The organism is Nocardia ignorata NBRC 108230 (assembly GCF_001612905.1).
Classification (GTDB): domain Bacteria; phylum Actinomycetota; class Actinomycetes; order Mycobacteriales; family Mycobacteriaceae; genus Nocardia; species Nocardia ignorata.
On record NZ_BDBI01000031.1, the window covers coordinates 115548 to 141739 of the forward strand.

Annotated in this window: 28 protein-coding genes; 13 read left to right on the forward strand and 15 right to left on the reverse strand. The window is 68.9% G+C overall.

Annotated elements, in window-relative coordinates:
- Positions 1-39: 39 nt before the first annotated feature.
- Together NI2_RS25185 and NI2_RS25190 are read right to left on the reverse strand one after the other, a co-directional pair.
- A complete protein-coding gene (locus tag NI2_RS25185; RefSeq protein WP_067495243.1) occupies positions 40-585 on the reverse strand; it encodes a hypothetical protein in 546 nt (181 codons plus the stop codon).
- Positions 586-589: 4 nt separating this feature from the next.
- Positions 590-1261: a DUF6474 family protein gene (locus NI2_RS25190; protein ID WP_067495246.1), complete on the reverse strand. Its 672-nt coding sequence runs from the start codon at positions 1259-1261 to the stop codon at positions 590-592.
- Between the two features lie 169 nt (positions 1262-1430).
- Here NI2_RS25190 and NI2_RS25195 point away from each other — a divergent pair, with 169 nt between their 5' ends.
- From NI2_RS25195 to NI2_RS25210, 4 genes are all read left to right on the forward strand, one after another.
- The gene (locus tag NI2_RS25195; protein WP_371852009.1) at positions 1431-3146 is read left to right on the forward strand and encodes a TM0106 family RecB-like putative nuclease; all 1716 of its coding nucleotides are present in this window, start codon (positions 1431-1433) and stop codon (positions 3144-3146) included.
- A gap of 53 nt (positions 3147-3199) precedes the next feature.
- On the forward strand, positions 3200-5158 hold the full coding sequence (gene htpG, locus NI2_RS25200; RefSeq protein ID WP_067495249.1) for a molecular chaperone HtpG: 1959 nt from the start codon (positions 3200-3202) through the stop codon (positions 5156-5158).
- A gap of 257 nt (positions 5159-5415) precedes the next feature.
- A complete protein-coding gene (locus NI2_RS25205; RefSeq protein ID WP_067495252.1) occupies positions 5416-7137 on the forward strand; it encodes a GMC oxidoreductase in 1722 nt (573 codons plus the stop codon).
- Positions 7138-7187: 50 nt separating this feature from the next.
- Positions 7188-7637, forward strand: a complete 450-nt coding sequence (locus NI2_RS25210) for a GNAT family N-acetyltransferase (RefSeq protein WP_067495255.1) — start codon at positions 7188-7190, stop codon at positions 7635-7637.
- Between the two features lie 54 nt (positions 7638-7691).
- On the opposite strand, the gene NI2_RS25215 is transcribed toward NI2_RS25210, so the two are convergent.
- Positions 7692-8459, reverse strand: coding sequence for an SDR family NAD(P)-dependent oxidoreductase (locus NI2_RS25215; RefSeq protein ID WP_067495259.1), 768 nt, complete (start codon positions 8457-8459; stop codon positions 7692-7694).
- A 262-nt stretch (positions 8460-8721) separates the two neighbouring features.
- On the opposite strand from NI2_RS25215, the gene NI2_RS25220 reads away from it, so the two are divergent.
- Both NI2_RS25220 and NI2_RS25225 read left to right on the forward strand, forming a co-directional pair.
- Entirely contained in the window at positions 8722-9597 is an 876-nt protein-coding gene (locus NI2_RS25220; protein WP_067495262.1) for an SDR family NAD(P)-dependent oxidoreductase, read from the forward strand.
- A complete protein-coding gene (locus NI2_RS25225) occupies positions 9594-10241 on the forward strand; it encodes a TetR/AcrR family transcriptional regulator (protein WP_067495265.1) in 648 nt (215 codons plus the stop codon). The genes NI2_RS25220 and NI2_RS25225 overlap by 4 nt, the downstream gene beginning before the upstream one ends.
- Here the strand turns inward: NI2_RS25225 and NI2_RS25230 are convergent.
- The 4 genes from NI2_RS25230 to NI2_RS25245 form a co-directional block, all read right to left on the reverse strand.
- A complete protein-coding gene (locus tag NI2_RS25230; protein ID WP_067495268.1) occupies positions 10217-10924 on the reverse strand; it encodes a TMEM165/GDT1 family protein in 708 nt (235 codons plus the stop codon). The two genes, NI2_RS25225 and NI2_RS25230, sit on opposite strands and share 25 nt — an antisense overlap.
- 359 nt (positions 10925-11283) lie before the next feature.
- On the reverse strand, positions 11284-11811 hold the full coding sequence (locus NI2_RS25235) for a peptidase (RefSeq protein WP_067495270.1): 528 nt from the start codon (positions 11809-11811) through the stop codon (positions 11284-11286).
- Between the two features lie 141 nt (positions 11812-11952).
- Complete coding sequence (locus NI2_RS25240) at positions 11953-12576, reverse strand: superoxide dismutase (protein ID WP_067495485.1); 624 nt, start codon at positions 12574-12576, stop codon at positions 11953-11955.
- Positions 12577-12796: 220 nt separating this feature from the next.
- Positions 12797-13408 carry a hypothetical protein gene (locus tag NI2_RS25245; RefSeq protein WP_067495273.1) on the reverse strand — a complete coding sequence of 204 codons (612 nt, stop codon included), beginning with the start codon at positions 13406-13408 and terminating at the stop codon, positions 12797-12799.
- A gap of 366 nt (positions 13409-13774) precedes the next feature.
- Here NI2_RS25245 and NI2_RS25250 point away from each other — a divergent pair, with 366 nt between their 5' ends.
- From NI2_RS25250 to NI2_RS25265, 4 genes are all read left to right on the forward strand, one after another.
- On the forward strand, positions 13775-14134 hold the full coding sequence (locus tag NI2_RS25250) for a rhodanese-like domain-containing protein (RefSeq protein ID WP_084476747.1): 360 nt from the start codon (positions 13775-13777) through the stop codon (positions 14132-14134).
- Between the two features lie 109 nt (positions 14135-14243).
- A complete protein-coding gene (locus NI2_RS25255) occupies positions 14244-15191 on the forward strand; it encodes a DUF4328 domain-containing protein (protein WP_084476749.1) in 948 nt (315 codons plus the stop codon).
- Complete coding sequence (locus NI2_RS25260; RefSeq protein WP_067495278.1) at positions 15188-15955, forward strand: glycerophosphodiester phosphodiesterase; 768 nt, start codon at positions 15188-15190, stop codon at positions 15953-15955. Before NI2_RS25255 ends, NI2_RS25260 begins: the two co-directional genes overlap by 4 nt.
- Before the next feature lie 158 nt (positions 15956-16113).
- A complete protein-coding gene (locus NI2_RS25265; protein ID WP_067495489.1) occupies positions 16114-17034 on the forward strand; it encodes a DUF5926 family protein in 921 nt (306 codons plus the stop codon).
- Positions 17035-17293: 259 nt separating this feature from the next.
- Here NI2_RS25265 and NI2_RS25270 read toward each other — a convergent pair whose 3' ends face one another.
- The 5 genes from NI2_RS25270 to NI2_RS25290 all read right to left on the reverse strand — a co-directional run bounded on the left by NI2_RS25270 (position 17294) and on the right by NI2_RS25290 (position 21636).
- Entirely contained in the window at positions 17294-17842 is a 549-nt protein-coding gene (locus tag NI2_RS25270) for a ferritin (RefSeq protein ID WP_067495280.1), read from the reverse strand.
- Between the two features lie 86 nt (positions 17843-17928).
- A complete protein-coding gene (locus NI2_RS25275; protein WP_067495283.1) occupies positions 17929-18456 on the reverse strand; it encodes a ferritin in 528 nt (175 codons plus the stop codon).
- A gap of 9 nt (positions 18457-18465) precedes the next feature.
- Positions 18466-19926, reverse strand: coding sequence for an LCP family protein (locus NI2_RS25280; protein WP_243750034.1), 1461 nt, complete (start codon positions 19924-19926; stop codon positions 18466-18468).
- A gap of 111 nt (positions 19927-20037) precedes the next feature.
- Positions 20038-20814, reverse strand: coding sequence for a CPBP family intramembrane glutamic endopeptidase (locus tag NI2_RS25285; protein ID WP_067495286.1), 777 nt, complete (start codon positions 20812-20814; stop codon positions 20038-20040).
- Between the two features lie 60 nt (positions 20815-20874).
- Complete coding sequence (locus NI2_RS25290) at positions 20875-21636, reverse strand: DUF2470 domain-containing protein (RefSeq protein ID WP_067495289.1); 762 nt, start codon at positions 21634-21636, stop codon at positions 20875-20877.
- 108 nt (positions 21637-21744) lie between these two features.
- On the opposite strand from NI2_RS25290, the gene NI2_RS25295 reads away from it, so the two are divergent.
- The 3 genes from NI2_RS25295 to NI2_RS25305 are packed head-to-tail and all read left to right on the forward strand — an operon-like array spanning position 21745 to position 23781.
- Positions 21745-22161: a hypothetical protein gene (locus NI2_RS25295; protein WP_067495292.1), complete on the forward strand. Its 417-nt coding sequence runs from the start codon at positions 21745-21747 to the stop codon at positions 22159-22161.
- Between the two features lie 40 nt (positions 22162-22201).
- Positions 22202-23116 (forward strand): prephenate dehydratase, encoded by a 915-nt coding sequence (pheA, locus tag NI2_RS25300; protein WP_067495295.1) that lies wholly within the window; start codon positions 22202-22204, stop codon positions 23114-23116.
- Positions 23113-23781 carry a histidine phosphatase family protein gene (locus tag NI2_RS25305; RefSeq protein ID WP_067495298.1) on the forward strand — a complete coding sequence of 223 codons (669 nt, stop codon included), beginning with the start codon at positions 23113-23115 and terminating at the stop codon, positions 23779-23781. Before pheA ends, NI2_RS25305 begins: the two co-directional genes overlap by 4 nt.
- Here the strand turns inward: NI2_RS25305 and NI2_RS25310 are convergent.
- Genes NI2_RS25310 through NI2_RS25320 form a run of 3 tightly spaced genes read right to left on the reverse strand, consistent with a single transcriptional unit; the run spans position 23778 to position 26092 of the window.
- Complete coding sequence (locus NI2_RS25310; RefSeq protein WP_067495301.1) at positions 23778-24608, reverse strand: ESX secretion-associated protein EspG; 831 nt, start codon at positions 24606-24608, stop codon at positions 23778-23780. The genes NI2_RS25305 and NI2_RS25310 overlap by 4 nt on opposite strands.
- The gene (locus tag NI2_RS25315; RefSeq protein ID WP_067495304.1) at positions 24605-25738 is read right to left on the reverse strand and encodes a PPE domain-containing protein; all 1134 of its coding nucleotides are present in this window, start codon (positions 25736-25738) and stop codon (positions 24605-24607) included. The genes NI2_RS25310 and NI2_RS25315 overlap by 4 nt, the downstream gene beginning before the upstream one ends.
- 42 nt (positions 25739-25780) lie before the next feature.
- A complete protein-coding gene (locus NI2_RS25320; protein ID WP_067495307.1) occupies positions 25781-26092 on the reverse strand; it encodes a PE family protein in 312 nt (103 codons plus the stop codon).
- Positions 26093-26192 lie beyond the last annotated feature (100 nt).

Genomic DNA, 26192 nt, shown 5'->3' on the forward strand with positions numbered 1-26192 from the left:
GAATGCCTTCTGTCCGAAGAGTTCTGATGTCGAGTGAGATCAGGCGGACAGCGGCGGCGCGCGCGGACAACGCACACCTTCCAGGCGGGCGCCGAGGGCGATGTCGACGGTTTCCGTCCAGCGCGCGGCACGATGAAGGACGGCGAGTCGCGGAACGGTGACTACCGCCCGGATCACGCCCGACGCAACGAGATACAACCGCTCGGCAACGAGAATCAGTGCGGCACAGACGAATGCGGCCAGCAGATGCGCCACGACCATCGGCGCACTCGGCAGGTGCAGCACGTCGAGAACGCCGCCGTGATGATCGAGCGTCCCGGTCAGCGCGTAGTGCCCGGCCCATTGACCCCCGAGGAGTGCCCCCGCTGCCCGCACCCACCCGGCATCGGCACGACGCGCGAAGTTGGGAAGAGCCCGGCGCCCGGCGAACGCGCCCGTCGCGAGCGAAACCAACAGCAACAGCGCTACTTCCGCCGAGCGCGGCACCCCACCACCGGCCATACCGTGCGCGGCGACGGCGAGCGCGCCGACGAGTACGCCGCAGCCACCACCGCGCAGGCGGGAGGTGAGCTGCGGCGTCGTCACAGGTTCAGCGCACGCCGAGGCGGGCCAGCGCGTCGTTCTCCAGGACCGACAGTTCGGTGGAGATGGAGGTGTGCACGGCCTTGCGGCGCGCCGCGGGCATCTGCTCGGCGGTGCGCACGGCGACGGTGAGGTCGGTCAGCCGCGAACGGGCCGCCTCGACGAACTTCTTGGTCTCGCCGTCGGGGGAGTCGGCCGCGATCTTGTCCAGCGCGTTCTCGGTGTTGGTGATGCGGGCCTGCAGGCGGGCGCCGTGGCCGCTGAACTCGCCGAGCTGGTCCAGACCGATGCCGAGCTGCTGTGCCTTGCGCGCGTCGAGCTGCCCGCGCACCAGGGTGGCGCCACGGTAGGCCAGCGGCGCGAGCACCGGGATCAGCACCCGCGCCACCCCGATGTACTTGCGGATCTGGGCCGCGCTGAACAGTTCGCGGTCAGCCTTGGCGGCCAGCTTCTGTGCCGCCTTCTCCTCGGCCTGCAGCGCGGCGATCTGCGCCTTGGCCACCTTGGCCTCGGTGCGGGCCTGCGCCTTCAGCGCGCGGCGGGTGGTCCGCTCGCCCGCCTTGGCCGCCTTGCGCTCGTTCTTGGCGCTGAGTTTCGCCTCGACGGCGGCTTTGTGCTTGAGCGCCTTCGCCTCCGCGCGACGACTTGGCCGCCGCTTACGCTTGCTGAACAACCCCATGAGATCAGGCCCTCCGTCATGCTCGCCAAGTCACGAGGCAGCGCCGTCCGGACCGGCCTGCCGTACTTCGTAGCGTAGTGGGATCAGGGTAGCGATTGGGCAATGTGTCGGGGGTAAGGACCATACTGCTGGTGTGCGTGCAGCCGAGGAGAACTTCGACAGCGGGCCGGTGACGATCCCGGCCCCGGCTTCCGCTGCGCTCGAAACCGAGCCCACAACGGCCACTTCGGCCGCTCGCGGCGGCTCCCCGGCGGCCTTCCTCGACGCGCGCTCGCTCATCGGCTGCCGCCACCGGCTGCGCCTGGACGCCGCCAACCCCGGCATGCTCGCCGAGGTCAGGGAAGACCCGGGCGTGCAGCAGCGGCGCGAGGCGGCCACCGCGTATCGCACCAAGGTCCGCGACGAACTGGTCGGCGCTGCCCCGGACGACTGGGTCGTGATCGATCCGGCGCTGCGTGCCGGTGCGCGCGCCGACGCGACCATGGCCGCGATGCGGGCGGGCGCGTCGCGTATCTGGGGTGGCCTGCTGCCCCAGGAACCCGACACCGGCCGCCGTGGTGGCGCCGAGTTCCTGCTGCGCGACGCCGATCGCGGCGGATATATCCCGATCATCGTCGTCAACCACAAGGTCACCGACCCGCGCCGCCCCGACCCGGCCGATTTCCACCCGCTCACCTCGGACCTGTTCCGCTGGGAGCCGCGCCGCGACAAGCACGTGAAGCTGCGTCCCCAGCCGCGCGACCAGCAGCGCCTCGCCCACCTCTACCGGATGTTGCAGCGCCACGGGCTGGCCAGTCCCGCGCTGGTCGGGGGCGCCATCGGTCTCGCGTTCGACCGCATCCTCGTGCACGACCTCACCGGTGTGCTCGCCGACTACGACCTGCGCTACGCCGACCGCATCGCGGTGGTGCGCGGCGAACTACCCACCCAGCCGTCGAAGGTGCCCGAGTGCCGGCAGTGCCCCTGGTGGGTGCGTGGCCCCGATTCGGACGAGCCCGGGTGTGAGGGCGCGTTGGCGGCGATGCGGGACGTGAGCCTGGTCGCGCCCGGTTCGCGGGCCGAGGTGCTGCGCGTGCACGGCGTGCAGACCATCGACGAACTGGCCGCCTGGGTCGGCGAGGAACCCGACGACTGGCAGCACGGCCCGTTCACCGAGACCGTCGTCACCGCGCGGGCCTGGATCGCCGGCGCGCCGCTGGTCCGGCGCTTCGACACCGTCAGTGTGCGCCGGGCCGACGTGGAGATCGACGTCGACCTGGAGAGCTACCAGGAAGACGGCGCCTACCTCTGGGGCACCCTGCTCGACGACGTGTACCGCCCCTTCGTCACCTGGGACCCGCTGCCCACCGACGACGAGGGCCGCTCCTTCGGCGAGTTCTGGACCTGGTTGATGGCGCAACGCGCGCAAGCCCACGCGGCGGGCAAGACCTTTGCCGCCTACTGCTATTCGCGCACCGCCGAGGACAAGTGGCTCTACGAGTCGGCCCGGCGCTTCGCGGGCAGGCCCGGTATCCCCACCCACGAGGAGGTGCGCGCCTTCGTCGACTCACCCGAGTGGGTCGACATGTTCCAGGCCGTCACCGACCAGTTCATCTGCCCGAACGGCAAGGGACTCAAGAAGATCGCCCCGGTGGCCGGATTCGGCTGGCGCGATCCCGAAGCCGGTGGTGAGGCGTCGATGGGCTGGTACCGCCGTGCCGTCGGTTACGACGCCGACAGCGACCTGTCCCAGCGCACCCGGCTGCTCGAGTACAACGAAGACGACGTGCGCGCCACCCAGGTGCTGCGCGAATGGATGACCACTAGAGCTGTAGTTGAGGTTCCCTCGCTCGAGGACTTCGCGCGCGGCGCGCCCGGTGGACCCGGAGGCGGTAGCGGAGCGTAACCACGCAGGGTCTTCGGGCGCGCCGCAATATGCACAGTAATAACATTGTCGGCGTGACAGAAGCAGTCGAAACACTCGAGTTCCAGGCCGAGACCCACCAGCTCCTCGAGCTGATGATCCACTCGGTGTACTCCAACAAAGACACGTTCCTGCGGGAGCTGATCTCGAACGCTTCCGACGCACTGGACAAGCTCAAGCTGGCCACGTTCCAGGACAAGGACCTCGTCGCCGACACCGCCGATCTGCACATCGAGCTGGAGGTCGACGGCGACGAGCGCGTCCTGACCGTGCGCGACAACGGCATCGGCATGTCCCGTGCCGAGGTGATCGATCTGATCGGCACCCTGGCCAAGTCCGGCACCGCCGAGCTGCGCCGCAAACTCACCGAAGCCAAGTCCGACGCCGCGGCCGAGGAGCTGATCGGCCAGTTCGGTATCGGCTTCTACTCGACCTTCATGGTCGCCGACAAGGTCACCCTCACCACCCGCAAGGCGGGCGAGACCGAGGGCACCCGCTGGGAAGCCGCCGCGGGCAGCTCCACCTACACGATCGACACCGTCACCGACGCACCGCAGGGCACCTCGGTGACGCTGGCGCTGAAGAAGCCCGACGAGGACGATCACCTCTTCGATTACACGCAGGAATGGAAGCTGCGCGAGATCGTCCGCAAGTACTCCGACTTCATCGCCTGGCCGATCCGCATGCAGGTCGAGCGGACCGTGATGGAGGGCGAGGGCGAGGACAAGGTCTCCAAGACCGTCGTCGAGGACCAGACGCTGAACTCGCAGAAGGCGCTGTGGACGCGCCCGCGCAGCGAGGTCACCGACGAGGAGTACAAGGAGTTCTACCACCACGTCAGCCACGCCTGGGACGATCCGCTCGAGATCATCCCGATGAAGGCGGAGGGCACCTTCGAGTACCAGGCGCTGCTGTTCCTTCCCTCGACCGCGCCGTTCGACCTGTTCACCCGTGAGCACAAGCGCGGCGTGCAGCTCTACGTGCGCCGGGTGTTCATCATGGACAACTGCGAAGAGCTGATGCCGGAGTACCTGCGCTTCGTCAAGGGTGTGGTCGACGCGCAGGATCTCTCGCTGAACGTGTCGCGTGAGATCCTGCAGCAGGATCGCCAGATCCAGATGATCCGCAAGCGCCTGGTGAAGAAGGTGCTCTCGACGGTCAAGGATCTGCAGTCGGCCGAGGATCAGACCAAGTACCAGACCTTCTGGACCCAGTTCGGCCGGGTTCTCAAGGAGGGCTTGCTGTCCGACACCGACAACCGCGAAACCCTGCTCACCGTCTCGTCTTTCGCCTCCACCGCCTCCGAGACCGAGCTCACCACGCTCGCGCAGTATGTGGAGCGGATGAAGGACGGCCAGGACGCGATCTACTACATGACCGGCGAAAGCCGCGCGCAGGTGGAGAATTCGCCGCACCTGGAGGCCTTCAAGGCCAAGGGGCTCGAGGTGCTGGTGCTCACCGACCCGGTCGACGAGATGTGGGTCGGCTCGGTGCCGGAGTTCGACGGCAAGAAGTTCCAGTCCATCGCCAAGGGCGAGGTCGACCTGGAGACCGAGGAGGAGAAGAAGGAGACCGAGGCCCTGCGCGAACAGCAGGACAAGGACTTCGCCGACCTGCTCACCTGGCTCGGCAAGACCCTGTCCGAGGTCGCCAAGGAGGTGCGCCTGACCAACCGGCTCACCACCTCACCGGCCTGCCTGGTCGGCGACGTCTTCGACTTCACCCCGATGCTCGAGCGCATGTACCGCGCCTCGGGCCAGGCGCTGCCGGAGTCCAAGCGCATCCTCGAGCTCAACCCCACCCACCCGCTGGTCACCGGTCTGCGCGACGCCTACGACGCGCGCAAGTCCGACGCCGACGAGGGCAAGGTCCCCGAGCTCACCGAGACGGCCGAATTGCTGTACGGCACGGCCGTTCTCGCCGAGGGCGGCGAACTCAAGGACCCCGCCCGCTTCGCCCACCTGCTCACCGAGCGTCTCACCCGCACCGTGTGACACGATGCCGCCCTCGGCGTGACTGCTTGTGCTGCGGCACAGCAGCTCTTGTCGGGGGCGGCTCCTCGCCTGGGGTGCGGCGGCAGCTCCCGCCGGCGGCTGGATGGTCTCACGGCTGGATGGTCGCCTGCGGCAGACGGCCCCGTGCTTGGGCGGTGTTGTGACAGTTCCCAGTCGTGCGTGCGCCGATATATGGCCTCGGGCAAGGACAGTCGAGCCGGATTACGGTTCGGCGCCCGGCTCGTAGGCTCGCGACAATGGTGGACGTGAACACCCATTACGACGTGCTGATCGTCGGATCGGGTTTCGGCGGCAGCGTCACGGCGCTGCGGCTGGTGGAGAAGGGATACCGAGTCGGCGTGCTCGAGGCGGGCCGCCGGTTCGCCGACGTCGATTTCGCCGCGACCAACTGGGACCTGCGCCGCTACCTGTGGGCGCCGCGACTCGGGTGCTACGGCATTCAGCGCGTGCATCGCCTGCGCGACTGTTTCATCCTGGCCGGAGCCGGTGTCGGCGGCGGGTCGCTCAACTACGCCAACACGCTGTACAAGCCGGGGGAGGCGTTCTTCGGTGACAAGCAGTGGGCGGGCATCACCGACTGGGAAGCCGAACTGTCCCCGCACTACGAGCAGGCCACCCGCATGCTCGGGGTGGTCCGAAACCCATTGCACACCCCGGCCGACACGGTCATCAAGGCGGTGGCCGAGGAGATGGGCGTCGGGCACACCTTCGTGCCGACTCCCGTCGCGGTGTACTTCGGCGAGCCGGGCCGCACCGACGCCGACCCGTACTTCGGCGGTGTCGGCCCCGCCCGCACCGGCTGCGTGAAGTGCGGTGAATGCATGACCGGTTGCCGGCACGGCGCCAAGAACACACTGGTCAAGAACTATCTCGGGCTGGCCGAGCAGGCCGGGGCGAGCGTGCTGCCGATGACCACCGTGACGGCCCTGCGTCCGCAAACCGACGGCACCTGGCTCGTCGACACCGAGCGCACCGGCAGCTGGGTCCGCAAGCAGCGCACCACGTTGTCCGCCGACCGCGTGGTGCTCGCCGCGGGCACCTGGGGCACCCAGCGACTGCTGTTCCGCATGCGCGACCGCGCCGTCCTGCCCGCGCTGTCGCCGCGCCTCGGTGTGCTCACCCGCACCAACTCCGAGGCCATCCTCGGTGCGGGCCGCACCACGGTGAATCCCGACATCGAGGTCACCACCGGGGTGGCGATCACCTCGTCGTTCCACCCGACGCCCGACACCCACGTGGAACCGGTGCGCTACGGCCGGGGTTCCAACGCGATGGGCCTGCTGAACACCTACCTCGTCGACGGCGACCAGCGCATACCGCGCTGGCTGCGGGTGCTCGGCATCGCGGGCCGTCACCCGATCCGCACCGTTCGCCTGCTGCGCACCACACGCTGGAGCGAGCGGACCCTGATCCTGCTGGTGATGCAGAGCCTGGACAACTCCATCACCACCTACACCAAGCGTGGGCTGTTCGGCCGCCGCTACACCAGCAAGCAGGGGTACGGCCACCCCAATCCGTCCTGGATTCCGGCCGGGCACGAGGTGACCCGAAGGGTCGCCGAGAAATTCGGCGCCACCGCGGGCACCACCTGGCCCGATGTCTTCGGTGTTCCGATGACCGCGCACTTCATCGGCGGCTGCGCCATCGGCGCCGATCCGGCCACCGGCGTGATCGACCCCTACCACCGGGTGCACGGCTATCCGGGACTGAGCATCGTGGACGGCTCGGCCATTTCGGCGAACCTGGGGGTCAACCCGTCACTCACCATCGCCGCGCAGGCCGAACGCGCGGCCGCGCTGTGGCCGAACCGGGGCGAGGCCGATCCGCGGCCGCCGATGGGGGAGCCGTACCGCCGGATCGCGCCGGTCCCTCCGCGTGCTCCCGTTGTGCCCGCCGGTGCCCCCGCGGCCCTGCGGCTGCCCATCGAACCGGTGGACCGGTCGGCGCTCGGCGCGTGATCCGGATCGAACACCGTGCCGAATAAGCGATTTCGGTCCACCATGGACATATGGGTGGGCACGAGATCCGGCGAGCACGTCCCGAGGACTACGACGAACTGATCGGGGTGGTCGACGACTGGTGGGGGCGGGCCGTGACGCACAACCTGCCGCGCATGTTCCTCGACCACTTCCATCGCACCAGCCTTATCGCCACCGACGACGCCGGAATCTCCGGATTCCTCATCGGTTTCGGCTCGCCCGCACACGCCGACGCCGCCTACATCCACTTCGTCGCCGTGCGTCCCGACGCCCGCAAATCGGGCCTCGGCCGCACCCTCTACGACGAGTTCTTCACGATCGTGCGCGCCGACGGCCGAAAACTGGTGTCGGCCATCACCTCACCGTCGAACTACACCTCGATCGACTTCCACCGCAGCCTCGGCTTCAGGGTCACCGGACCGGTCGCGAACTACAACGGCCCGGGCCGAGCCCTCATCACGTTCGAGCGCGTCCTGTAGAAACGCCGAACGGCGCCTCCCGAAAAGGAAGGCGCCGTTCGGTATTCGAGCTGCTTACCTGGGCGCCATGCGCAGGGCGCCGTCCATGCGGATGGTCTCGCCGTTGAGGTAGTCGTGGCGGGCGATGTACTCCACCAGCTGGGCATACTCGTCGGGGCGACCCAGCCGCGACGGGAACGGGACGCCCGCCTCGAGGTTCTTGCGGTAGTCCTCGGTGACGCCGGCGAGCATCGGAGTATCGATGATGCCGGGGGCGATGGTGTTCACGCGGATACCGAACTGGGCCAGGTCACGCGCGGCGGGAACGGTCATGCCGTGCACGCCACCCTTGGACGCCGAGTACGCGATCTGACCGATCTGGCCCTCGAACGCCGCCACCGACGCGGTGTTCACGACCACGCCGCGCTGACCGTACTCGTCCACCGGCTCGGTCTTGGCGATGGCGTCGGCCGCCAGCCGCATCACATTGAAGGTGCCGAGCAGGTTCACGGTGATGACGGTGCGGAACAGCTCGAGATCGTGCGGGCCGTTCTTCGACAGGATGCGACCCGCCCAGCCGACACCGGCACAGTTCACCACGATGCGCAGCGGCGCCGGGCCCTCGGTCACCTGGGCGACGGCAGCGGCGACCTCGTCGTTGCTCGTCACGTCGGCGGCGATCAGGGTGACACCGTCGGGCACGCTGTCGCCCGCGCGCTCGATGGACTGCGGGATGTCGAGACCGAACACGGTGGCACCCGCCTCGGCCAGGCGCTTGGCGGTAGCGGCACCGAGACCGGACGCGCCTCCGGTGACGATTGCGGCGGAACCAGAAATCTCCACAAAATCTCCTGTGTTATCGGCGGCTGGCGCCGCGGTTCGCGGCGCTGAACCCCGCCTCTTCCCTCCCTACGGGCACTCCTTCGTCGCACCCTTCGGTCAGTCCAGAGGCGGGGACGCGCCGCGAACTTGGTGGTTTTGCGGCCTTATCGGCCTTCTGCCAATAATGCACCATAACGCTCCGGGGTGTGGTGTGGCGCACCCCTACTTCGGTGTAGCCGAAATCGTCGCGAACAGCGGTGTTTGCCGGTGGTAGCGTGCCGTCATGAGATCGTTCGCCGGTCCGAGCGTGGCCGGGCGCAGGGTCCTGATCACGGGTGCCGCGCGCGGGATCGGTGCTGCGCTGGCGCGGCGGCTGGCGGCGAAGGGGGCGCGGGTCGCGCTGCTCGGGATCGAGCCGGAACTGCTCGCCGAGGTGGCCGCGGAATGCGGCGATGTGCCGTGGCGCTACTGCGATGTGGCCGACCCGGCCCAGGTGGGGCGGGTGATTCCGGTGCTGGTCGCCGAACTCGGCGGGCTGGATGTGCTGGTGGCCAACGCGGGGGTCGCCAAGCAGATGGCGATGGTCGGTGGCGACGCCTCGGTGCTCGAGGAGACGTTGGCGGTGAACGTGCTCGGTGTGGCGTACGCGGTGCAGGCGGCGGGTCCGTATATCGCGCACGCGGATGGGTACGTCCTGATGATGTCGTCCATCTCGAGTGCCGTGCAGCTGCCGCTCGGCGGCGCCTACAGTGCGTCGGCGGCCGCGGTGGCCGCGCTCGCGGAAACGCTGCGCTTCGAATTGTCCTCCACGGGCGCCAAAGTGGGCGTCACCTACTTCGCGGGGATCGACACCGACATGACCGTGCGCGGCTTCGACACCGCCGCCGCGCACACCATCCTCGGCGGCACGAGCCTGGCGGGGATCTCGCCGATCGGCCCGGCGGTCGACGCGATGGAACGGGCTGTGGCCCGCCGCAAGGCCACGGTGTACGCGCCGTGGTGGGTGGCGATGGCCCGGCCGCTACGCCCCTTCGCCCAGCTGGTCGTGCAACGACTACACGGCAACAGGGTGGCGCGCGCCGTCGAGATCGCCCGCAACGAGGACGCACCGTTCACCACCGACCAACCGGCCCGGCCGCGCAGAATGGAACGGCAATGAGTGAGGAACCCGGATCGACCCTGCGTCAGCTGCCGCGCGGGCGCCACCGCCTCTCGCGCGAGGAAGTGGTCGCGTCCCAGCGCGAACGCATCCTCGTCGCGATGGGGGAGGCGATGTGCGAGAGCGGCTATGTCGGCACGCCGGTCGCGGCGGTGCTCAAACGCGCCGGGGTGTCACGCGAGACGTTCTACGAGCAGTTCCGCTCCAAGGAGGACTGCTTCCGCGCCGCCTTCGACCGCGCCTCCAAGCTGCTCTCGGACCGGTTGCAGGACACCATCGCCGAACTCGCCGACGCCGACGCGCCGACCCGGATGGACCGCATCCTCACCGCCTACTTCCAGCACCTGATCGACGATCCCGCCTCCGCGCGGCTGTTCCTCGTCGAGGTGTACGCGGCGGGACCGGCAGCGATCGCGGCCCGGATGGACCTACAGCACCGGTTCGTCACGGTGGTCGCGGCGATGCTCGGCGCCGAAACCGACGAGCAGCGCTTCGCCTGCGCCACCTTGGCGGCGGCGATCGGCGCGATGGTCACCGGCAAGATCGCCGGGGGCGACCTCGACAGCCTGTGGGAGCTGAAGGATCAGCTCATCGCGTTGGCGCAGCGCTCGGGCACGGTTTACGGCAACGCCTTCGCCGGCTGATCCACCGGCTCGCGCTCACGCCGGGAGAACCGCCAGGCCAGCACCCCGGCGCCGGTGAATGCGGGGGCGAGCAGGGCGAGCGCGAGGGCGGCGACGCCGTCGACGCCGGGGACGAAGGCGTCGAGCAGGGTTTTCCCGGCGAAGAACAGGAACAGCAGACCCGAGGCGATGGCGATCCCGCGCTCGGGCAGGTGCTTACCCGCGAACTTGCCGACCAGAATCGCCAGCCCACCCGCGGCGACCATGCCCGCCACCGAGCCGATCCACACCGCGAGCCAGCTGTTGTTCGAGGCGAGCGCGGCCGCGGCGAACATGGTCCGGTCGCCGAGTTCGGCGAGCATGAAGGCGGAGATCACCACGAGGAACGCATTGCGGGTGCTGGGTGGTTCGGGGGCGGTCTCGGTGTCGTCGGCTGAGGTGAGCGCATCGCGCAGGGTCCACACGCCGACGGCCAGCAGGGTGAGCGCGGTCACCACCGCGATGGCGCCGGCGGGCAACGCCGTGCCGAGAAAGTGGCCGACACCCGCGGCGATGAGGTTCACGGCCACACTGGCGACGCTGATTCCGGCCAGGACGACCCACCAGCGGTAGCGCAGCGAGAACGTCAGCGCCATCAGCTGCGATTTGTCGCCCAGCTCGGCTAGGAAGATCACGCCGAAGCTCAGCAGGATCGTGGCGATCAATGAATTCAGCTCCCAGGTAACAACTTCCGGCCTGCGGCTGAGACGGGGATGCCTTCAGCCACACCGGTCGAATGATCGGTTTCGTGGCCGAAGGTCTCGCCCACCGGTGACTACCGGTTCGCGCAGCCGGACCGCGCCGGTGGTGGCGGCGATCAGTATGTCGACTGGGCGATTGCGGGCTACTCCCCTTCGCTGTCGTCCACCTTAGCGCGGTTGCTCCCGGAATGCCAATATCGCGTCACCGAAAGGTCAACGGACACAATAAGTTTGGCTGAGCGGCCCCGATAGTTCGGTTCCCCTGAATTCCGGATCGGGAAACCCTGTTGCCAGTGGTTCGCCAGACCGGTACCACGAAAGGCTCAGGCAGCCAACAGCATTGCCAGCACGGCGGTATCCGGGTCGCTGATGAGGTCCATGCCGACCCGGCTCACCAGGGAGGTGACGGTGCCGTCGAGTTCGGCCTCGGCCCAGGCGGCCCGATGCTCCAGACCCAGATGCGGCACGCCGGGCAGCAGCACGCACCCGGACGCGGCGCCCACGCACTCGGGCAGCGACGGCCGGGTCTGCGACGGCGGATGCAGCATCAGCAGGGCGGGCGGCACGTGCTCGGCGAAACGGCCCGGCTCGATCGCCTGGTCACCGACCACCGGGCCCTCGGCGAGGACGAGACCGACGGTGTCGGGTTCCGGATCGTCGGGCAACTCCTCACGGACCCCGAACACGGTGCTGGTGAGCAGCAGACCGGGAAGTGACGCCACCCGCACGGCGAGCACGAGCACCTGCGCCCACTCCTTGGTGGTATCCGGCCACCGCCCCGACACCACGAATCCCCGCAAACGACCATCCGCCTGAAACGGCGTGAACCCGATCGGCCCCTGAACAGTCATGACGACCTCCCGACTTACGGATAAGTCAGGAATAGCCCGCAACCCTATTGGCACACAAGTACCACTGAGTGCCAGGAACTGGTCATTCCACGCAAAAGGCCCCCCGGACGAACGCCGGGAGGCCCTTCACGGAAGTACTACTCACCCAAAGATGAGGCCCTTGCCCTGGTTGACGGCGCGGGCGAAGCGGTCCTGCACGTCGGCCCAGTTGACGACGTTCCAGAACGCGGTCACGTAGTCGGCCTTGACGTTCTTGTACTGCAGGTAGAAGGCGTGCTCCCACATGTCGACCTGCAGCAGCGGGATGATGCCGAGCGGCACGTTCGCCTGCTGGTCGTACAGCTGGAAGGTCAGCAGCTTCTGGCCGAGGGTGTCGTAACCCAGGACGGCCCAGCCCGAACCCTGCAGGCCGTTGGCGGCCGCGGTGAACTGCGCGCGGAACTTGTCGAACGAACCGAACTGGTCGTCGATGGCGGCGGCCAGGTCGCCCTCGGGCTTGTCACCACCGTTGGGGGAGAGGTTCTTCCACCAGATCGAGTGGTTGGCGTGACCACCCAGGTGGAAGGCCAGGTTCTTCTCGTGCAGGAAGATGGCGCTGTGATCGCCCGCTTCGCGCGCGGCTTCCAGCTTCTCCAGCGCGGTGTTCGCGCCGGCGACGTAGGCGGCATGGTGCTTGGAGTGGTGAATCTCGTTGATCTGCCCCGAGATGTGGGGCTCCAGTGCGCTGTAGTCGTAATCCAGATCCGGCAGCGTGTACTCGGCCACGTTGTCCCTTTCCTGTGTCGGGCTGTGTGCGCCCATCCGATCGAGCACACCAACCATCATTCGTACACCCGATCGGTGCAACTGCACACACTCGGCTCTGCATTCCCCCTAGTTCTCGGCCCGCCCGCCTCTGGACTGACCGGAGGGTGCGACGAAGGAGTGCCCGGAGGGAGGGAAGAGGCGGGGAACAGGGCCGAGAACCGCGACGCCAGCCGCAATGTCACAGCGGGGGCGCGACGTCTGCCTTCGATGCGCGGGCGTCGCCCGAGTCGTGGGCGGCCCACCAGCGGCGACCTCCCTCGACGAACTCGGCCATCGGGATCTCGCGGCCGTCCAGGTCGGTAATTGTGATCTTGTCGAACCATACCCGGACGTCGAGTTCGCGCGGATCGATGCCCTCCTCCTGCGAGAACTCGATGACATGCGCGGCGATGCGCTGGTCGAGCACCGTGTCGAAGCTGAGCAGCTCGCTCCACAGCGTCCAGCCGCTGTCGTCGACGTCGATGAACTCCCAGCCGTGCAGGCCGCCGCCGCCGAAGCTCTCGATGGCCTCGTCGAGCTGGTCGATGGTGAGGGGAAGGATGCGGGCGTCGATATCGTCCCAGCGCTGGATGCGCAGTGACGCGGCGACGCGGGTGACACCGGTGAAGGTGAGCAGCACTTTGCGCTCACCGGGTTCGGCGCCGTCGGCGGGCTGGGTGAGCACCGCCAGGCACAGCTGCAGCTTGCCCGCGTCGGCGTCCACCTCCACACCGAGACAGGTCGATTCGGACAAAGCGGTATTCAGGCCGTTGCGGTCGAAACTGTCGAGTAGCCCCCTGCTCTGGTTCATGCGCTCAGGCTACCGATCCGCCCGCCCAGATCCCACGAAATGGGATTTTCACTAGTGATGTCGTTTTTATGGAACCGAAACGGTCCGGCGTGCGTCCAAGTAGATGTCGGGATCATTGCGGACGCGAAATCCCGACGTCAGCGGCGAACGACCGCTCCGGGATGTCAGGAGGGGAGTCCCGGATCGGTCGTTCCCATGCCGCGCGAACCAGCGCGAATCCCCCTCGACGGGCGACTCGCCCGGATTATGTGCTGATCGATTGCTGAGACCTGTGGATCGGGCTGTGGATTCTGTGGATAGCCGAGATCGGTCCACAGACCACGCACACGGCGCCCGGCACCGCTTCGGGCATGGCAGGATCGAGGCGTGACGAGCTCCGATGTCCCCACGGTGCCGGTGGGCGAGGTACCGGCCGGGTTCGACCGCGCGGAACCGGTCCCCGGCGCCCAGCTGCTCGACGTGCGCGAACCCGACGAATGGGAACTCGGGCACGCACCGGGCGCCGTCCATATCCCGATGGTCGACGTCCCCGCCCGCCTCGACGACATCGACATCGACGCCGAGGTCTACGTGGTGTGCAGGCAGGGCGGGCGCTCGATCGAGGTGGTCGAGTACCTGACCCACATCGGGTACGAGGCATGTCATGTGGCCGGGGGCATGGTCGCCTGGCAGCGGACCGGCCGTCCGGTGGTCGCCGACGGCGACCACGAAGCCAAGATCTACTAGTCCGGAACGGGGTGCGCGGGTGAGTTCGGTGGTGCAACCATGTGCACGCTGTGGCGCGCGGTGGGCCGTGCAGGGCGCGCCGATGCACTGGTGCCCGCGCTGTCGTGGCGTGCTGCTGTCCCCGGGCAAGGTCGACGCGCCGCCGGAGAAACGCAACTACCGCTGGGTCGCCCGCAGGCCCGATCATCGCGACCGCCGCGTCAGCGCACGCACCGTGCGCGCCGACCCCGGCCCGACTCCCCGCTACACCGAGGTGCCGCGCTGGGGTCTGCTCGATCCGCCGCCCGCCCAGCCGCGCGCACCGCGCAGGCCGTTGCGCGGCATCGCCGACCGGCGTGACCGGCTGCTCGTCATGATCGCGGCGGCGTTCGTGCTCGCCGGTATCGCCGAATACGGCCGCTACCTGATCCTGCTGCAGAACCGCACCCGCCTGATCCCGAGCTGGCTGCTCTGGATCTCCGACGCCACCGTGTGGCTGTTCGGGACGCTCGCGCCGATCCTCGCGCTGCTGACGGCGCTGTCGCTGGTCGCGTGGCTGATCGAGGCCCGCCGGGCCGCCTTCGCGGCGCACGGCAGTCGCGACCCGCGCCGATCGTGGACACTGATCGCCGGTTGCGTGATCCCGGGTGTGAACCTCGTCTGGCCCGGTGTCTTCCTCACCGAACTCGCCGCGGCACATCCCGATCCACGCGCACTGCGCGCGGTGCGGATCTGGTGGGCCGCCTGGGCGACGAGCGGGGTGCTGTTCCTCGCCGCGACGCTGTGGCGCAATGCCTCTACCCTGCAAGCCGAGGCCGACGGCGTCTCGTTCACCGGGTTCACCGACCTGTGCGCGGCCGGCTTCGCGGTGCTCACGCTGTGGACGGTTCGCCTGCTCGAGGGACGTGACCTGCGCGGGAATCCCCGTTCGGCGCACCGTCTGCTGATCGCCGCCGACCCGGCGCAGGAGGTCATCGCCCCGGTGGAACCGGGCGGTGCGAGTACGGCCGAGGAGACAGAAAGTTCGGAATCCGCCGAGCCGGGCGAGAATCCGCACAAGGAGGTTGTGGCCAAGTGAGTCAGGGCAATCGCGCGCCGTTCGTCGTCGCGCACCGTGGTGCGTCGGGGGAGCTTCCCGAGCACACTCTCGCCGCCTACGAACTCGCCCTGACCGAGGGCGCCGACGGGGTGGAATGCGATGTCCGGCTCACCCGCGACGGCCACCTCGTGTGCGTGCACGACCGCACCGTCGATCGCACCGCCGACGCGACGGGCCTGGTCAGCGAGCTGACCCTGGACGAGTTGCGCGACATGAACTTCGGCACCGAGGACGCACCGGCGGGCGTGCTCGCCCTGAGCGACCTCATCGGCCTCGTCCTCGACTGGCGCAGCCGCCCGACCAAACTCTTCATCGAGACCAAACACCCCGTGCGCTACGGCGCTCTGGTGGAGAACAAGGTGCTCGCCGAACTCCAGCGCTTCGGCATCGCCACCCCCGCCTCGGCGGATCATTCGCGCGCGGTGGTGATGTCGTTCGCCGCCACCGCGGTGTGGCGCATCCGTCGCGCGGCGCCGCTGCTGCCGACGGTGCTGCTCGGCGAATCCTCGCGCTTCCTCGGCGGCGGCGCGGCGACGACGGTCGGCGCAACGGCGGTCGGTCCGTCGGTGAAAACCCTTCGTGAGCACCCGGAACTCGTCGACAAGGCCGCCGCGGCGGGCCGGGCCACCTACTGCTGGACCGTCGACGATCCCGAGGATGTGCAGCTGTGCGCCGACCTCGGCGTCAGCTGGGTGGCGACCAACCACCCGGGCCGCACCAAAGCGCTGCTCGCCACGCTGTGACATCAGCGGCCGGGGCCGCGGTTCTCGGCGCTCGACTCCGCCTCTTCCCTCCCTCCGGGCACTCCTTCGTCGCACCCTCCGGTCAGTCCAGAGTCGGAGGCGCGCCGAGAACGGGGGCGCGGGGCCGCGACGTGATCGGCGGCCATAAACTCCGTGCCGTGGGTAAAAGCAAGCGGAACAGTCCTAAGCCCGACAGTAATCGGGCTCAGCGTCTCGCCGAGCGGCGTGCGGCGCAGGAGCAGGCATCGGCGGTCGTGACGCGACCGTTCGAAGGTCTTGCTGCCGAATGTGATCTGGTGGCGCTGCGGGAGTTCGTGCCGTCGGCGACCGCGACCTTGAAGCTGGCGCCCGGCGTGGCCGCGCAGCGCGAGGTCACCCTGGCGACGGTGCTGCCCGGCGCGGTCGCCGCCCTGGTGCGCGCCGGTGACGAGCCGGTCGGCTTCGTCGGCACGCAGATGCAGTTCCGTGGCGCCGATCCGTCGGCCGATATCGCCGCCGCGATCCTGTGGACGCAGTCGGCCGAACCTGGCGAGTCGCTCACGGCCCCGGAGACCGTCGAGGGCGGGCCGCGCTTGGCGGACGTCATCGATCCCGGTGCCGACCTGGAGCTCACCGTGCACCAGGACTTCGACTGGTGGGTGCCCGAGGGCGTGACCCCCGACCCGCAGGTGGCGGCGACCATCGAGCAGGCCAAGCAGGCGATCATGCCCTCGGCCCGCCTGGATCTCGGTGCCGACGGTGTCGGCGCGGCGTGGTGGGTCGACGCGGGCGAGAAGGCGCACGTGCGCTGGGTGCGTCCGGAGGACGAGGACGCCCTGATGCTCGCGCTGGCGCGGGTGCACGCGGCCGGCGGCCTGCACATGGGCGAGGGCTCGCGGTTCGCCGGTTCCTTCCGCACCCACGGTGTGCTCGTTCCGGTTTTCGATCTCGATCCGGAGCGTCACCCCACCGAATGGGAGGCGCCCGCACGCGAATTCGGCGCGCGCCTGGCCGAGGCGCTGGCCTCGGACGTCCCGATGACGAGCGAGGAGCGGCGTTCGCGCGATGGTCTGCGTTCGCGTCAGGTCACCCTGCGCTGAACATTTCCGTGCGGATGAAATTAATGAAACATTCCACTTTCACACTGTTCGGTCGGTTAGGTTGACCCCAACGCCGACGCTCGGCGTCAGTGAAAGTCGGAGGACATCATGGAATTTCTCGGCTCTGTTGCCGGTCTCGCACAGATGGTGATCGGCACCATCCTCGCCAACACCGGCTCGGGCGGTTCCGGCTCCGGCTGGTGAGACGACGAAGGGATCGGCCCGGTACGCCCGGGTCGATCCCTTCACCACTTGCGGGTCAGACGCTGCCGCCGGCGACCGACGGCGCGCCCGAGGCGTCCTTCGGGGTACTCAGCTCACGCCACATGAAGGCCTCCAGATCGAACAGGTTCGACCCGGCGCGCTCGGCGATATTGAGCAGCGTCGTCATGGCGGCGACCTCTTCGACCTGTTCCTTCAGGAACCACTGCATGAACTGCTCGCCGAGGTAATCGCCCTCTTCGCGGGCGGTACTCGCCAGCCGCACGATCTGATCGGTGACCGTCTTCTCCTGGGCCAGCGCCAGCTCGATCGGCTCGCGGGCGTTCTCGAAGCTCGACTTCGCCGCGTCGATGCCCGCGATCTCGACGCTGATATCGCGATCGAGGAAATACTGCACGATCATCATCGCGTGATTGCGTTCTTCGACCGACTGCGCGTAGAACCGCTTGGCCAGCTGCGGCAAGTCGTTGTTGTCGAACCACACCGCAATGGCGATGTACTGATGTTCGGCGTTGAACTCATGCCGGATCTGGTCTTGGAGCAGGCTGTGGAATTTGCTGCGGGGGGGTTCCGGATGAATCGACATGTCGGCCACATTAGCGCTGGTCAGAAGGCTTGTCATCCAAGTGCAGCCTTATTGAGGACAGTATTTCCTAAGCAAGTATTTCCTAACTAAGCCCGGCCTTCACCCGCCATTTTCGGAGCCGTCGCATACGTTTTCGCAGTTCCCGGCAGTTCGCGCCGAACAAATTCTTCCACATCGAACAAATTGCCGTCGCGATCGAGCACCGCGAGCAAGGTGGTGAGCGCGGCGACCTCGTCGACCTGCTCCCGCAGGAACCATTGCGTGAACTGCTCGCCGAGATAGTCACCGGCCGCGCGAGCAGTCGCCGCGAGCGCGCTGATCTGGGTGGTGATCGTCTCCTCGCGTGCGAGCAGGAACGCGATCGCCTCGCGCGGGGCATCGAAATCGGGACGAACCTCGTCGAGCCCGCCGACCCGCACCGCCACGTCCCGGTCCAGCAGGTACTGCACCATCCGCAGCGCGTGCCCGCGATGTCGCGCCGCATGGGCATAGGTCTGGTCGGCGAGCTGCGGCAATCGCTGCGCGTCGAAGTAGACGGCCGCGGCCAGGTACTGCTGGGCCGCGGTGAGTCCGTGGCGGATCTGGTCACGCAGGAGTTCGGTGAAGTCGGCCATGCGTCGACGTTACCGGGTGAGCAGATCCTCCGGAATCTGTTGATCCTTGGCGAGCGCGTCGAAGAAGCCGGGCGCCTTGGCCTTGTCCCAGAGCAGCACATTGCCCACATCGGTATCGGTGAAGCCGCCGATCGGCACGCTGGTCGTCACCGTGTCACCGCGCATCGCCCAGCCGAGCGCGCCGAGGTTCCAGATGTGGTCGCCGTCGTCGACCTTCAGCGAGCCTGCCACGCCCGTCGCCATCGGCCACAGCGCGAACGGATTGGCGAGCGTGCCCATGCTCGTCGCCTTCTTCAGCAACGCCGACATGAACATGCGCTGATGATTCATCCGGTCCACATCGGCGTTCGGGGTCGCGCGGGTGCGCACGAAACCCAGTGCCTGCGGGCCGCTGAGTTCCTGACAGCCCGCGGGCAGGTCCAGACCGGCCAGCGGGTCGACGATCGGCTGGTCCAAACACATTTCGATACCGCCCAGCGCGTCGACGACACTGGCGAAACCACCGAAACCGATCTGGGCGTAATGGTCGATGCGCACGCCGGTGGCCACCTCGACGGTCTGTACGAGCAGCGGTGCGCCACCGAGCGCGAAGGAGGCGTTGAGCTTGTCCTTGCCGTGGCCGGGGATGCTCACATACGAGTCGCGCGGCAGGCTGACCATGGTCGTCGGGCCGGACGACGGGATGTGCACCAGCATGATCGTGTCGGTGCGTTCGGGCCCGGTGTCACCGCCGGTGGCCAGTTCGGCTTCCTGGTCCTCGGACAGGTCACCGCGCCCGTCGGAACCGACGAGCAGCCAGTTCGTGCCGGGGGTGTCGCCCACCCGGTCGCTGTAGGAGGCGAGGGCGGGGATGCGGGTCAGCGAGTTGTCCAGGTAGATGACACCGGCGATCATGCCCGCGATCAGCGCGACGACCACCACCGTGAACCAGCGGAACGGGTGGCGCCTACGACGGGGACGCGGTGGACGTGGTGCGCGGCCTCCGGCCACCGGCGGTGGGGTGCGTCTGCGTGGCGGCACCGCGTCGTGATGGGGTACCGGTCGCTGTGTCGGGGCGTGCTGCACCGGTTCGCGTCTGCGCGGCTTCGGCTCGCGTGGAGCCGGGGGCGCCTGTGGGGGCTGAGACGCCTGTGAGTAGGCGAGCGGTTGGTTGTCGCGGCCGTCGCGGTGCAGGACCTGGGTGGGTTCGATGTGCGAGGCGGGGCGGCGGTCGTGCGGGGTGTGGCGAACGGTCGGGCCGTCGGGCGCCGGGTAGCCGGGTCGACCAGCGCCGGGCGGGGGCGGCACGGGACGCCGCGCGTCGGGTGCGGGGCCGGGGCGGCCGGGAACGGGCGGGGGTCGCCGGGCGTCGGGCGCGGGTCGGCCCGGGACAGGCGGAGGTCGCCGGGCATCGGGCGGCGGGCCGGGGCGGCCGGTCGGCGGCGGCACCCGGCGCCTGCGTGGATCATCGCGTGGGTTGTCGCCGTTCATCACTGTCGAACTCTACTGATCGTGGGGTGCGCGGGGTGGGTTTGCGTGCGCGGTCACTACTGCATACCCATGGTCGACCCGACCGTTAGCGCGCCGCGCGGTGACACGCCGTCACGGTAGCCAACCGACGCGTCCGCGCAGCACGTTGTAGCCGAGATAGGCGACGGCATCGATGAGGGCGTGCGCCAGGATCAGCGGCCACAACCGGTTCGTCCGCTGCCAGTATCGGCCGAAGATGAGACCCATCACGATATTGCCCAGGCCACCACCGAGGCCCTGATACAGGTGGTAACTGCCACGAAGCAGCGCCGAGGCCAGCAGCGATTTGTTGTCCGACCAGCCGAGTTTGCGCAGCCTGCTGATGAGGTAGGCGACAACGATCACCTCCTCGGCGACCGAATTCGCACAGGCCGACGCGATGAGCACCGGCAGCCGCCACCAGTGTTCGTCGATCGAGTTCGGCACGATGGTCACGCTCACTCCGAGCGCGTGGGCGAGCAGATACAGGCCGAGCCCCGGTATCCCGATCACCGCCGCGAGCGCCACGCCTGCGATCGCGTCGGTGCGGCCGAACCGGGCCAACCCGACCAGGCGCGGCCCGATTCCGCTGCGCCACAACAGGTAGAGGCCGAGCGCGGCCCACGCCGACAGCCGCGTGATGCCGACGAGTTGGAACAACAGGTCGATGACCGAGTTGTTCGAGCGCGACGCGTTCAGCGCGACCGTCCGCCCGCCGACCCCACCCGGTGACAACGCGGAATCGAGCAGTGAAAGCCCCGCACTGATCCCGCTGAGCCCGAATGTCACCAGCAGTACGACGCCGATCTCGACCCGGATCCCGAACCGCTCGCGTTCGCTCAGCTGGGTCTCGGGAGGTTCCACGCGCATGCCGCGCAGTGTAGGCAGGGAATGTCGTCCTGCTGCCGTTCAGCCTTGATGTCTGGGTGGTTATCTGCGGCGCAGGCCGTTCAGGAAGGGGCAGCCGGCGAGGAGGCGGACGGCCTTGCTGAGCGATTCGACGTCGTCGGCGGGGGCCGAGAAGGGTAGGCGCACATCGTGATCGGCGTCGATGCTCTCCACGCGCAGTGTCATACCGTAGCGGTCGATCGACAGCGGGTGGACTCGGCCGCCCTGCAGGCGGGCGGGCAGGTGGCGCGCGAGTTGGGCGATGAGGTCGGCGTGGTCCTCGGCCATGTGGGCCAGCCAGGCGCCTTCCATCTCGCAGAACGGGTCGGCGGTGGCCGCCCGCAGGTCGGCGTGGTCGACGGATTCGGCGCCGGAGGTGTCGGCGAGCACCGCCGAATTCACCACCACCCGAAGCAGGGTCGCGCCGTGGCCCACGTCGAGCAGGCCGGGATGCGGGAAGTCCTTGGCGATTTCGACAGCGAGCGCGCGCTGGGCGTGTGGCGGCACCTGACGCACCCAGCCGCGCAACCACACCAGTGCGCGCACGGGTTCGCGCAGCGGCAGGGGTGCGTGGTCGGTGAGTTCGAGCACCGCGGAGGTCTCGTTGGCGGTGGCGGCGAGGGCGGCGGCGAGCGAGTCGGCGGGTACGGCGATCACCGCGTCACCGCAGCGGCGCAGGTGATGCAGGGTGGTCGGCACGGGGTCGATGCCGGGCAGTGCGAGCACCGCGGTCTCCGCGCGCAGACACGCACTGCGAACGCGCTCGGCAGTGGTGGGCGCGAGAATCGTGGTGGGGCTCGACATGTCAACCTCCGCGACGGTGAATAAGGTAACCCTAAGCTAAGTTACGCGGCGGGTTCGCGCAAGAGGTCCGCCGCCGACACGCCGCAAGCGTGCCTCTACCGTGGTCGAATGGCGCACGACGACACCACCTCTCCCGGCGAACCCGTGCTGGTCAGCCTGTCGGCCCCTCGCCGAAGCCTCGTCGCCGGCTTGATCCGACCGCTCGGCAGCACTCCCGACGGCACACGCGTCGTCGACGTCGACATCCCCGACCCCGAACTGGCCGCCGCCCTGGTCGAGGCGGCCCACGCCGACAGCGGCTTCGTCGCCCGCACCGAGCGCGGCCCCCGCGCGCTCGCGGTCATCGCGGGCACGGTCGCCGCGCTCTGCGGCGAGGACATCCCCTCCGCGCTCGCCGCACCCGATCTCCCGTTCCTCACCGCACTGAAACCCGCCGCTATCGAGGCGACCCGAACCGTGCTGCTCGCCATCGAGACCGGCGATGAGCAGTCGGTTCGCGCGGCGGTGTCGGTCCTCCAATCCTGACGCGGGGCGCGCGGACCGCCCGTCCAGCTAATCTTTCTGTGTGCCGCGTATCGCGTATTTCGGGCCATCCGGAACCTTCACCGAGATGGCGCTGGTGCAGTTCGAGAAATCGGGGGCGTTCGACGAACCCGTCGAGCGCATCGCCGCGCCCAGTCAGGGTGCGGCACTAGACCTGATCCGCTCCGGTGAGGTGACGGGCGCCGTCGTCCCGATCGAGAGCTCGGTCGAAGGCTCCATCCCCGCCACCCTCGACTCGCTGGCCGTCGGTCCGCGCCTGCAGATCGTCGCCGAGACCGAACTCGAGGTCACCTTCACGATCCTCGCCCGGCCCGGCACCGCCCTCGCCGACGTGCGCACCCTCGCGGCCTACCCGGTGGCGGCCGCGCAGGTGCGCGAGTGGGTGGCCAGGAACATGCCCGAGGCGACGCCGTTCATCTCGGCCTCCAACGCCGCCGCCGCCGAGGACGTGGTCGCGGGCACCGCCGACGCCGCCGTCTCCACCGCCCTCGCCGGTGAACGGCTCGGCCTCGTCGCCCTCGCACAAGGTGTGGCCGACCACGAGCAGGCCATCACCCGTTTCGTGCTGGTGCGCAGGCCCGGCGTCGCCCCGCAGGCGACCGGTGCCGACCGCACCTCCGTCGTCCTCGAACTGCCCAACGAACCGGGCTCGCTCATGCGGGCCTTCGCCGAATTCGCCACGCGCGGTGTCGATCTCACCCGCATCGAATCGCGGCCCACCCGCACCGGCATGGGCACCTACCGGTTCTACCTCGACTGCGTCGGCCATATCGACGACCCGGCCGTCGCCGAGACCTTGAAGGCGCTGCACCGCACCGCCCGGATCCGTTTCCTCGGTTCGTGGCCCGCCTGTTCGGCGGTCGGCACCCCGCCGCCGTCGGACGAACCCGCCGCGGAATGGTTGACGCAATTGCGAAAGGGGGTCGCGGACCTATGACAAACCGCGCGAAGCTGATCCTGGTCCGCCACGGCGAGACCGAGGGCAATGTGGCCCGCATCCTCGACACTCAGGTACCCGGCCTGCCACTCACCGAACGCGGTGTGGCGCAGGCAAAAGCATTCGGCGGCACGCTGATTCGCCCGCCCCGGGTGCTGGTGTCCTCGGAGGCCCTGCGCGCCCGCCAGACCGCGGGCTACATCGAGGCCGCCACCGGCACCACCGCCCAGGTCCTGCCCGACCTCTACGAAGTGCAGGTCGGCGAACTTCACGGCCGTGCCGACCGCGACTCCCACGAACTGTTCCAGCGGATCTACCGCGGCTGGCACCACGGCGAACTCGACACGCGAACCCCCGGCGGCGAATCCGGCCGTGAGGTGCTCGACCGCATCCTCCCGGTCCTGGCCCAGCTCCGCACGCAGTACCTGGAGGGCGACGAGGACGGCGACGTGGTTGTCGTGAACCACGGCGCCGCAATGCGTTTGGTCGGCAAGGAACTGGCAGGCGTCGCACCGCCGTTCACCACCAACAACCACCTCGACAACACCGAGACGATCGAGCTGCTCCCCACCGAGGACGGTGGCTGGGAATGCCTGCGCTGGGGCCGATTCACCCCACCGTTCACCGTGAAGGCCGACCCCACCCCGGACGACCCGATGGGCTAAGCGCCCTGGACGGTGGCCTTGAATTCCTCTCGGAGCGGGAGGGATTCGATGAGGTCGGCTACCGCTGTGCGGAGGCGGGCGTTGGTTCCGGTGGCGATGGACGACCACTTCACGCCGTCGTCGGCGACGCTCGCGGTGATGATGAAACGTCCTGCGCGCGTGTTGAACACGGCGATGTGGTTGTCCTGCACATCGCGGGTGCCGTCACCGTAGGCCACGCCGACGATCTCGGCGTAGGAGTGGATTTCGACCAGCGCCGAGGCGAGCGTCTTCGCGTCGGTGGCGGGCTTGCCCACCTCGCTGAGCCGCGCAGCGGTGGCGGCCGCGTCACCGGTGTCGCCGAAGATCGGGGCGAGCTGCTCGGTCGGCGCGTTCATGCCGTACAGCTCGAGCGCCTCGGTGGCGCCGAGGGCTTGCAGCACCGCACCGGGGAGGTCGAGACCCGCGTCGTCGATGACATAGGAGTCCGGCCCGCGCAGGGCGACGACCGCGCGATCGTCGCCCTGCGCAAGACAGAACCGGTTCACCTGGCCGGCGACCACCCACCGCAGCGCGATGATCCACTGCGGCCGGTAGAGCACCCGCAAGCGCTCGGCGAGTTCGGGTACCACCACGTCACCGAACAGCAATTCCCGTTCGGTGAGCAGCTTTTCGGCTGCCTCCATGGCCGCGTCGTGCGCCGAGACATGGTCGTAGCGGCCCATGGCGTCGAGCACCACGGGCATCTCGTCGAACTGCAGCTTCTCGAGCAGGAACTGCATCTCGTCGAGCGAGAGCACCACCGCCTCGAGCAGCGATCCGCCGCCGCCCCCGCCGAGCACCGTCACTTGGCCGATCCGGTGAGATCGGCGCCGATCACTCCCTCGGCGACATAGCGGCCATCGGTGAACGCCTCGTCGGAGCGCCCGTAGTCGTTCGCGTCGTGTTCCTCGTCGTCCTCGCCCTTGGCGCGGTTGCCGAGCAGCGGGTTGGCGGCCGGCGCGGTGGTGCGCGCGGGCGCGGTCTCCGAGCGGGCGACAACGGTCTCGCCCACCGGCGCGGCAGCGGGAGCGCTCGCCGACGGTGCACCCCAGCCTTCGGGCAGCTTCAGCCCGCTGCCGCCGAGCGACACGCCACCGAGGCTCGCCGACGCGGTGGACATGCCACCCATCGCGGCGACTCCGGCACCGGCACCGGCGGCCATCGCGGGCGCGACACCCGCGGCGGCGGGAGCGGTCGAGGTGGCTGCCGACAGCGCGGTCGCACCGATATTGCCGACCGTGCCGACACCACCGGACACGACACTGCCCGCCACGTTCGCGGCCTGGGTGGCCGCGCTGACCACGCCGGGGTTGGACACGAACGCCTGCGCGGCGGCCACGGCGGTCTGCAGCGGATCGCCACCGCCGAACTCGCCCTGAGTGGCCGAACCGGCACCGCTGGCGATGGCGGGCGGCATGGCGAACTCACCGGGCGTGGTGACAGTTGCGGTGGTGGCGGCCTCGTAGGTCTCCATCACCAGCGCGGCGCGGATATCCATCGCGTGCCGGGCGACCTCGGCCACCTCGAACGCACCGGACACCACGCCGGGCGGGTTGGCCGAAGCCGCGACCGCCGCATTGGTCGCGGCGATCTCGGGAAGGCTCGGCATAGCGATCGAGGCGACCGTGTAGGCGGTGGCATTGGCGGCGGCCTTGGCGCTCATGGTCGCGGCCATCACGCTCTGCTGCCCGGTCCACTGCAGGAACGGCGCGAGCCGACCGAGCACGGCCAGACCGTTGAGGCCCTGCAGGCCGACGCCGACCTCGGCGATCACGCGGGTGACCGTGAAGGCGGCATCGCCCCAGGCGGCGGCAAGAGTGCCCCAGGAGGTGGCGGCGGCCGAGATCGGAACGGCATGGGCGCCCGCGTTGAGTGTGGTCGAGTTGACTTCGGCCATGCGCGGCAGCCAGAAGACCCCGGTGATCCCTGCGGTCATACTTTTTTCTCCCCTGAATGAATGATCGTCGGCGGGTTCGGGCTACACCTGGACGGCGTTGATAGTTGCCGCGCCGGCGATATCCTCGCCGATGTGGGTGACCAGCTGCGAGCGCAGGGTCGCGGCCGCGTGGTGCAGCTCGAGAATGCCCTGGGCGATGGCGCCGTCGTGCGTAGCCGCGGCGCGGTTGAAGTGACCCGCCGCCAACAGCGAGACCTCTTCCGCGCCCGAAGGCAGCACGTGCGTGGTCGGCCCGGCCAGCGCGGCCGCTGCGGCGAGCCGCTCGGCGAGCAGATCCAGTTCGGCGGCTGCGGCGAGAACGATTTCCGGTGCGACGAGAACGTGTCCAACCATGACCCGACTCCTTCTAGTGGCGACTAACGGGAACCACGAGAATTCCCCCTACGAGTGATAGGACGCGAGAGCGGGTCGTTCGGTTCCATCGATTTCCCCA

What these genes read in the sequence shown, in the direction of transcription:
- NI2_RS25305 (WP_067495298.1), top strand. Translation starts at nt 23,113, where the DNA reads ATGACAAACCGCGCGAAGCTGATCCTGGTCCGCCACGGCGAGACCGAG.
- NI2_RS25235 (WP_067495270.1), bottom strand. Translation starts at nt 11,811, where the DNA reads ATGACTGTTCAGGGGCCGATCGGGTTCACGCCGTTTCAGGCGGATGGT.
- NI2_RS25295 (WP_067495292.1), top strand. Translation starts at nt 21,745, where the DNA reads ATGGCGCACGACGACACCACCTCTCCCGGCGAACCCGTGCTGGTCAGC.
- NI2_RS25190 (WP_067495246.1), bottom strand. Translation starts at nt 1,261, where the DNA reads ATGGGGTTGTTCAGCAAGCGTAAGCGGCGGCCAAGTCGTCGCGCGGAG.
- NI2_RS25225 (WP_067495265.1), top strand. Translation starts at nt 9,594, where the DNA reads ATGAGTGAGGAACCCGGATCGACCCTGCGTCAGCTGCCGCGCGGGCGC.
- NI2_RS25270 (WP_067495280.1), bottom strand. Translation starts at nt 17,842, where the DNA reads ATGTCGATTCATCCGGAACCCCCCCGCAGCAAATTCCACAGCCTGCTC.
- NI2_RS25210 (WP_067495255.1), top strand. Translation starts at nt 7,188, where the DNA reads ATGGGTGGGCACGAGATCCGGCGAGCACGTCCCGAGGACTACGACGAA.
- NI2_RS25220 (WP_067495262.1), top strand. Translation starts at nt 8,722, where the DNA reads ATGAGATCGTTCGCCGGTCCGAGCGTGGCCGGGCGCAGGGTCCTGATC.
- NI2_RS25275 (WP_067495283.1), bottom strand. Translation starts at nt 18,456, where the DNA reads ATGGCCGACTTCACCGAACTCCTGCGTGACCAGATCCGCCACGGACTC.
- NI2_RS25245 (WP_067495273.1), bottom strand. Translation starts at nt 13,408, where the DNA reads ATGAACCAGAGCAGGGGGCTACTCGACAGTTTCGACCGCAACGGCCTG.
- NI2_RS25290 (WP_067495289.1), bottom strand. Translation starts at nt 21,636, where the DNA reads ATGTCGAGCCCCACCACGATTCTCGCGCCCACCACTGCCGAGCGCGTT.
- NI2_RS25205 (WP_067495252.1), top strand. Translation starts at nt 5,416, where the DNA reads ATGGTGGACGTGAACACCCATTACGACGTGCTGATCGTCGGATCGGGT.
- NI2_RS25315 (WP_067495304.1), bottom strand. Translation starts at nt 25,738, where the DNA reads ATGACCGCAGGGATCACCGGGGTCTTCTGGCTGCCGCGCATGGCCGAA.
- NI2_RS25280 (WP_243750034.1), bottom strand. Translation starts at nt 19,926, where the DNA reads ATGAACGGCGACAACCCACGCGATGATCCACGCAGGCGCCGGGTGCCG.
- NI2_RS25320 (WP_067495307.1), bottom strand. Translation starts at nt 26,092, where the DNA reads ATGGTTGGACACGTTCTCGTCGCACCGGAAATCGTTCTCGCCGCAGCC.
- NI2_RS25285 (WP_067495286.1), bottom strand. Translation starts at nt 20,814, where the DNA reads ATGCGCGTGGAACCTCCCGAGACCCAGCTGAGCGAACGCGAGCGGTTC.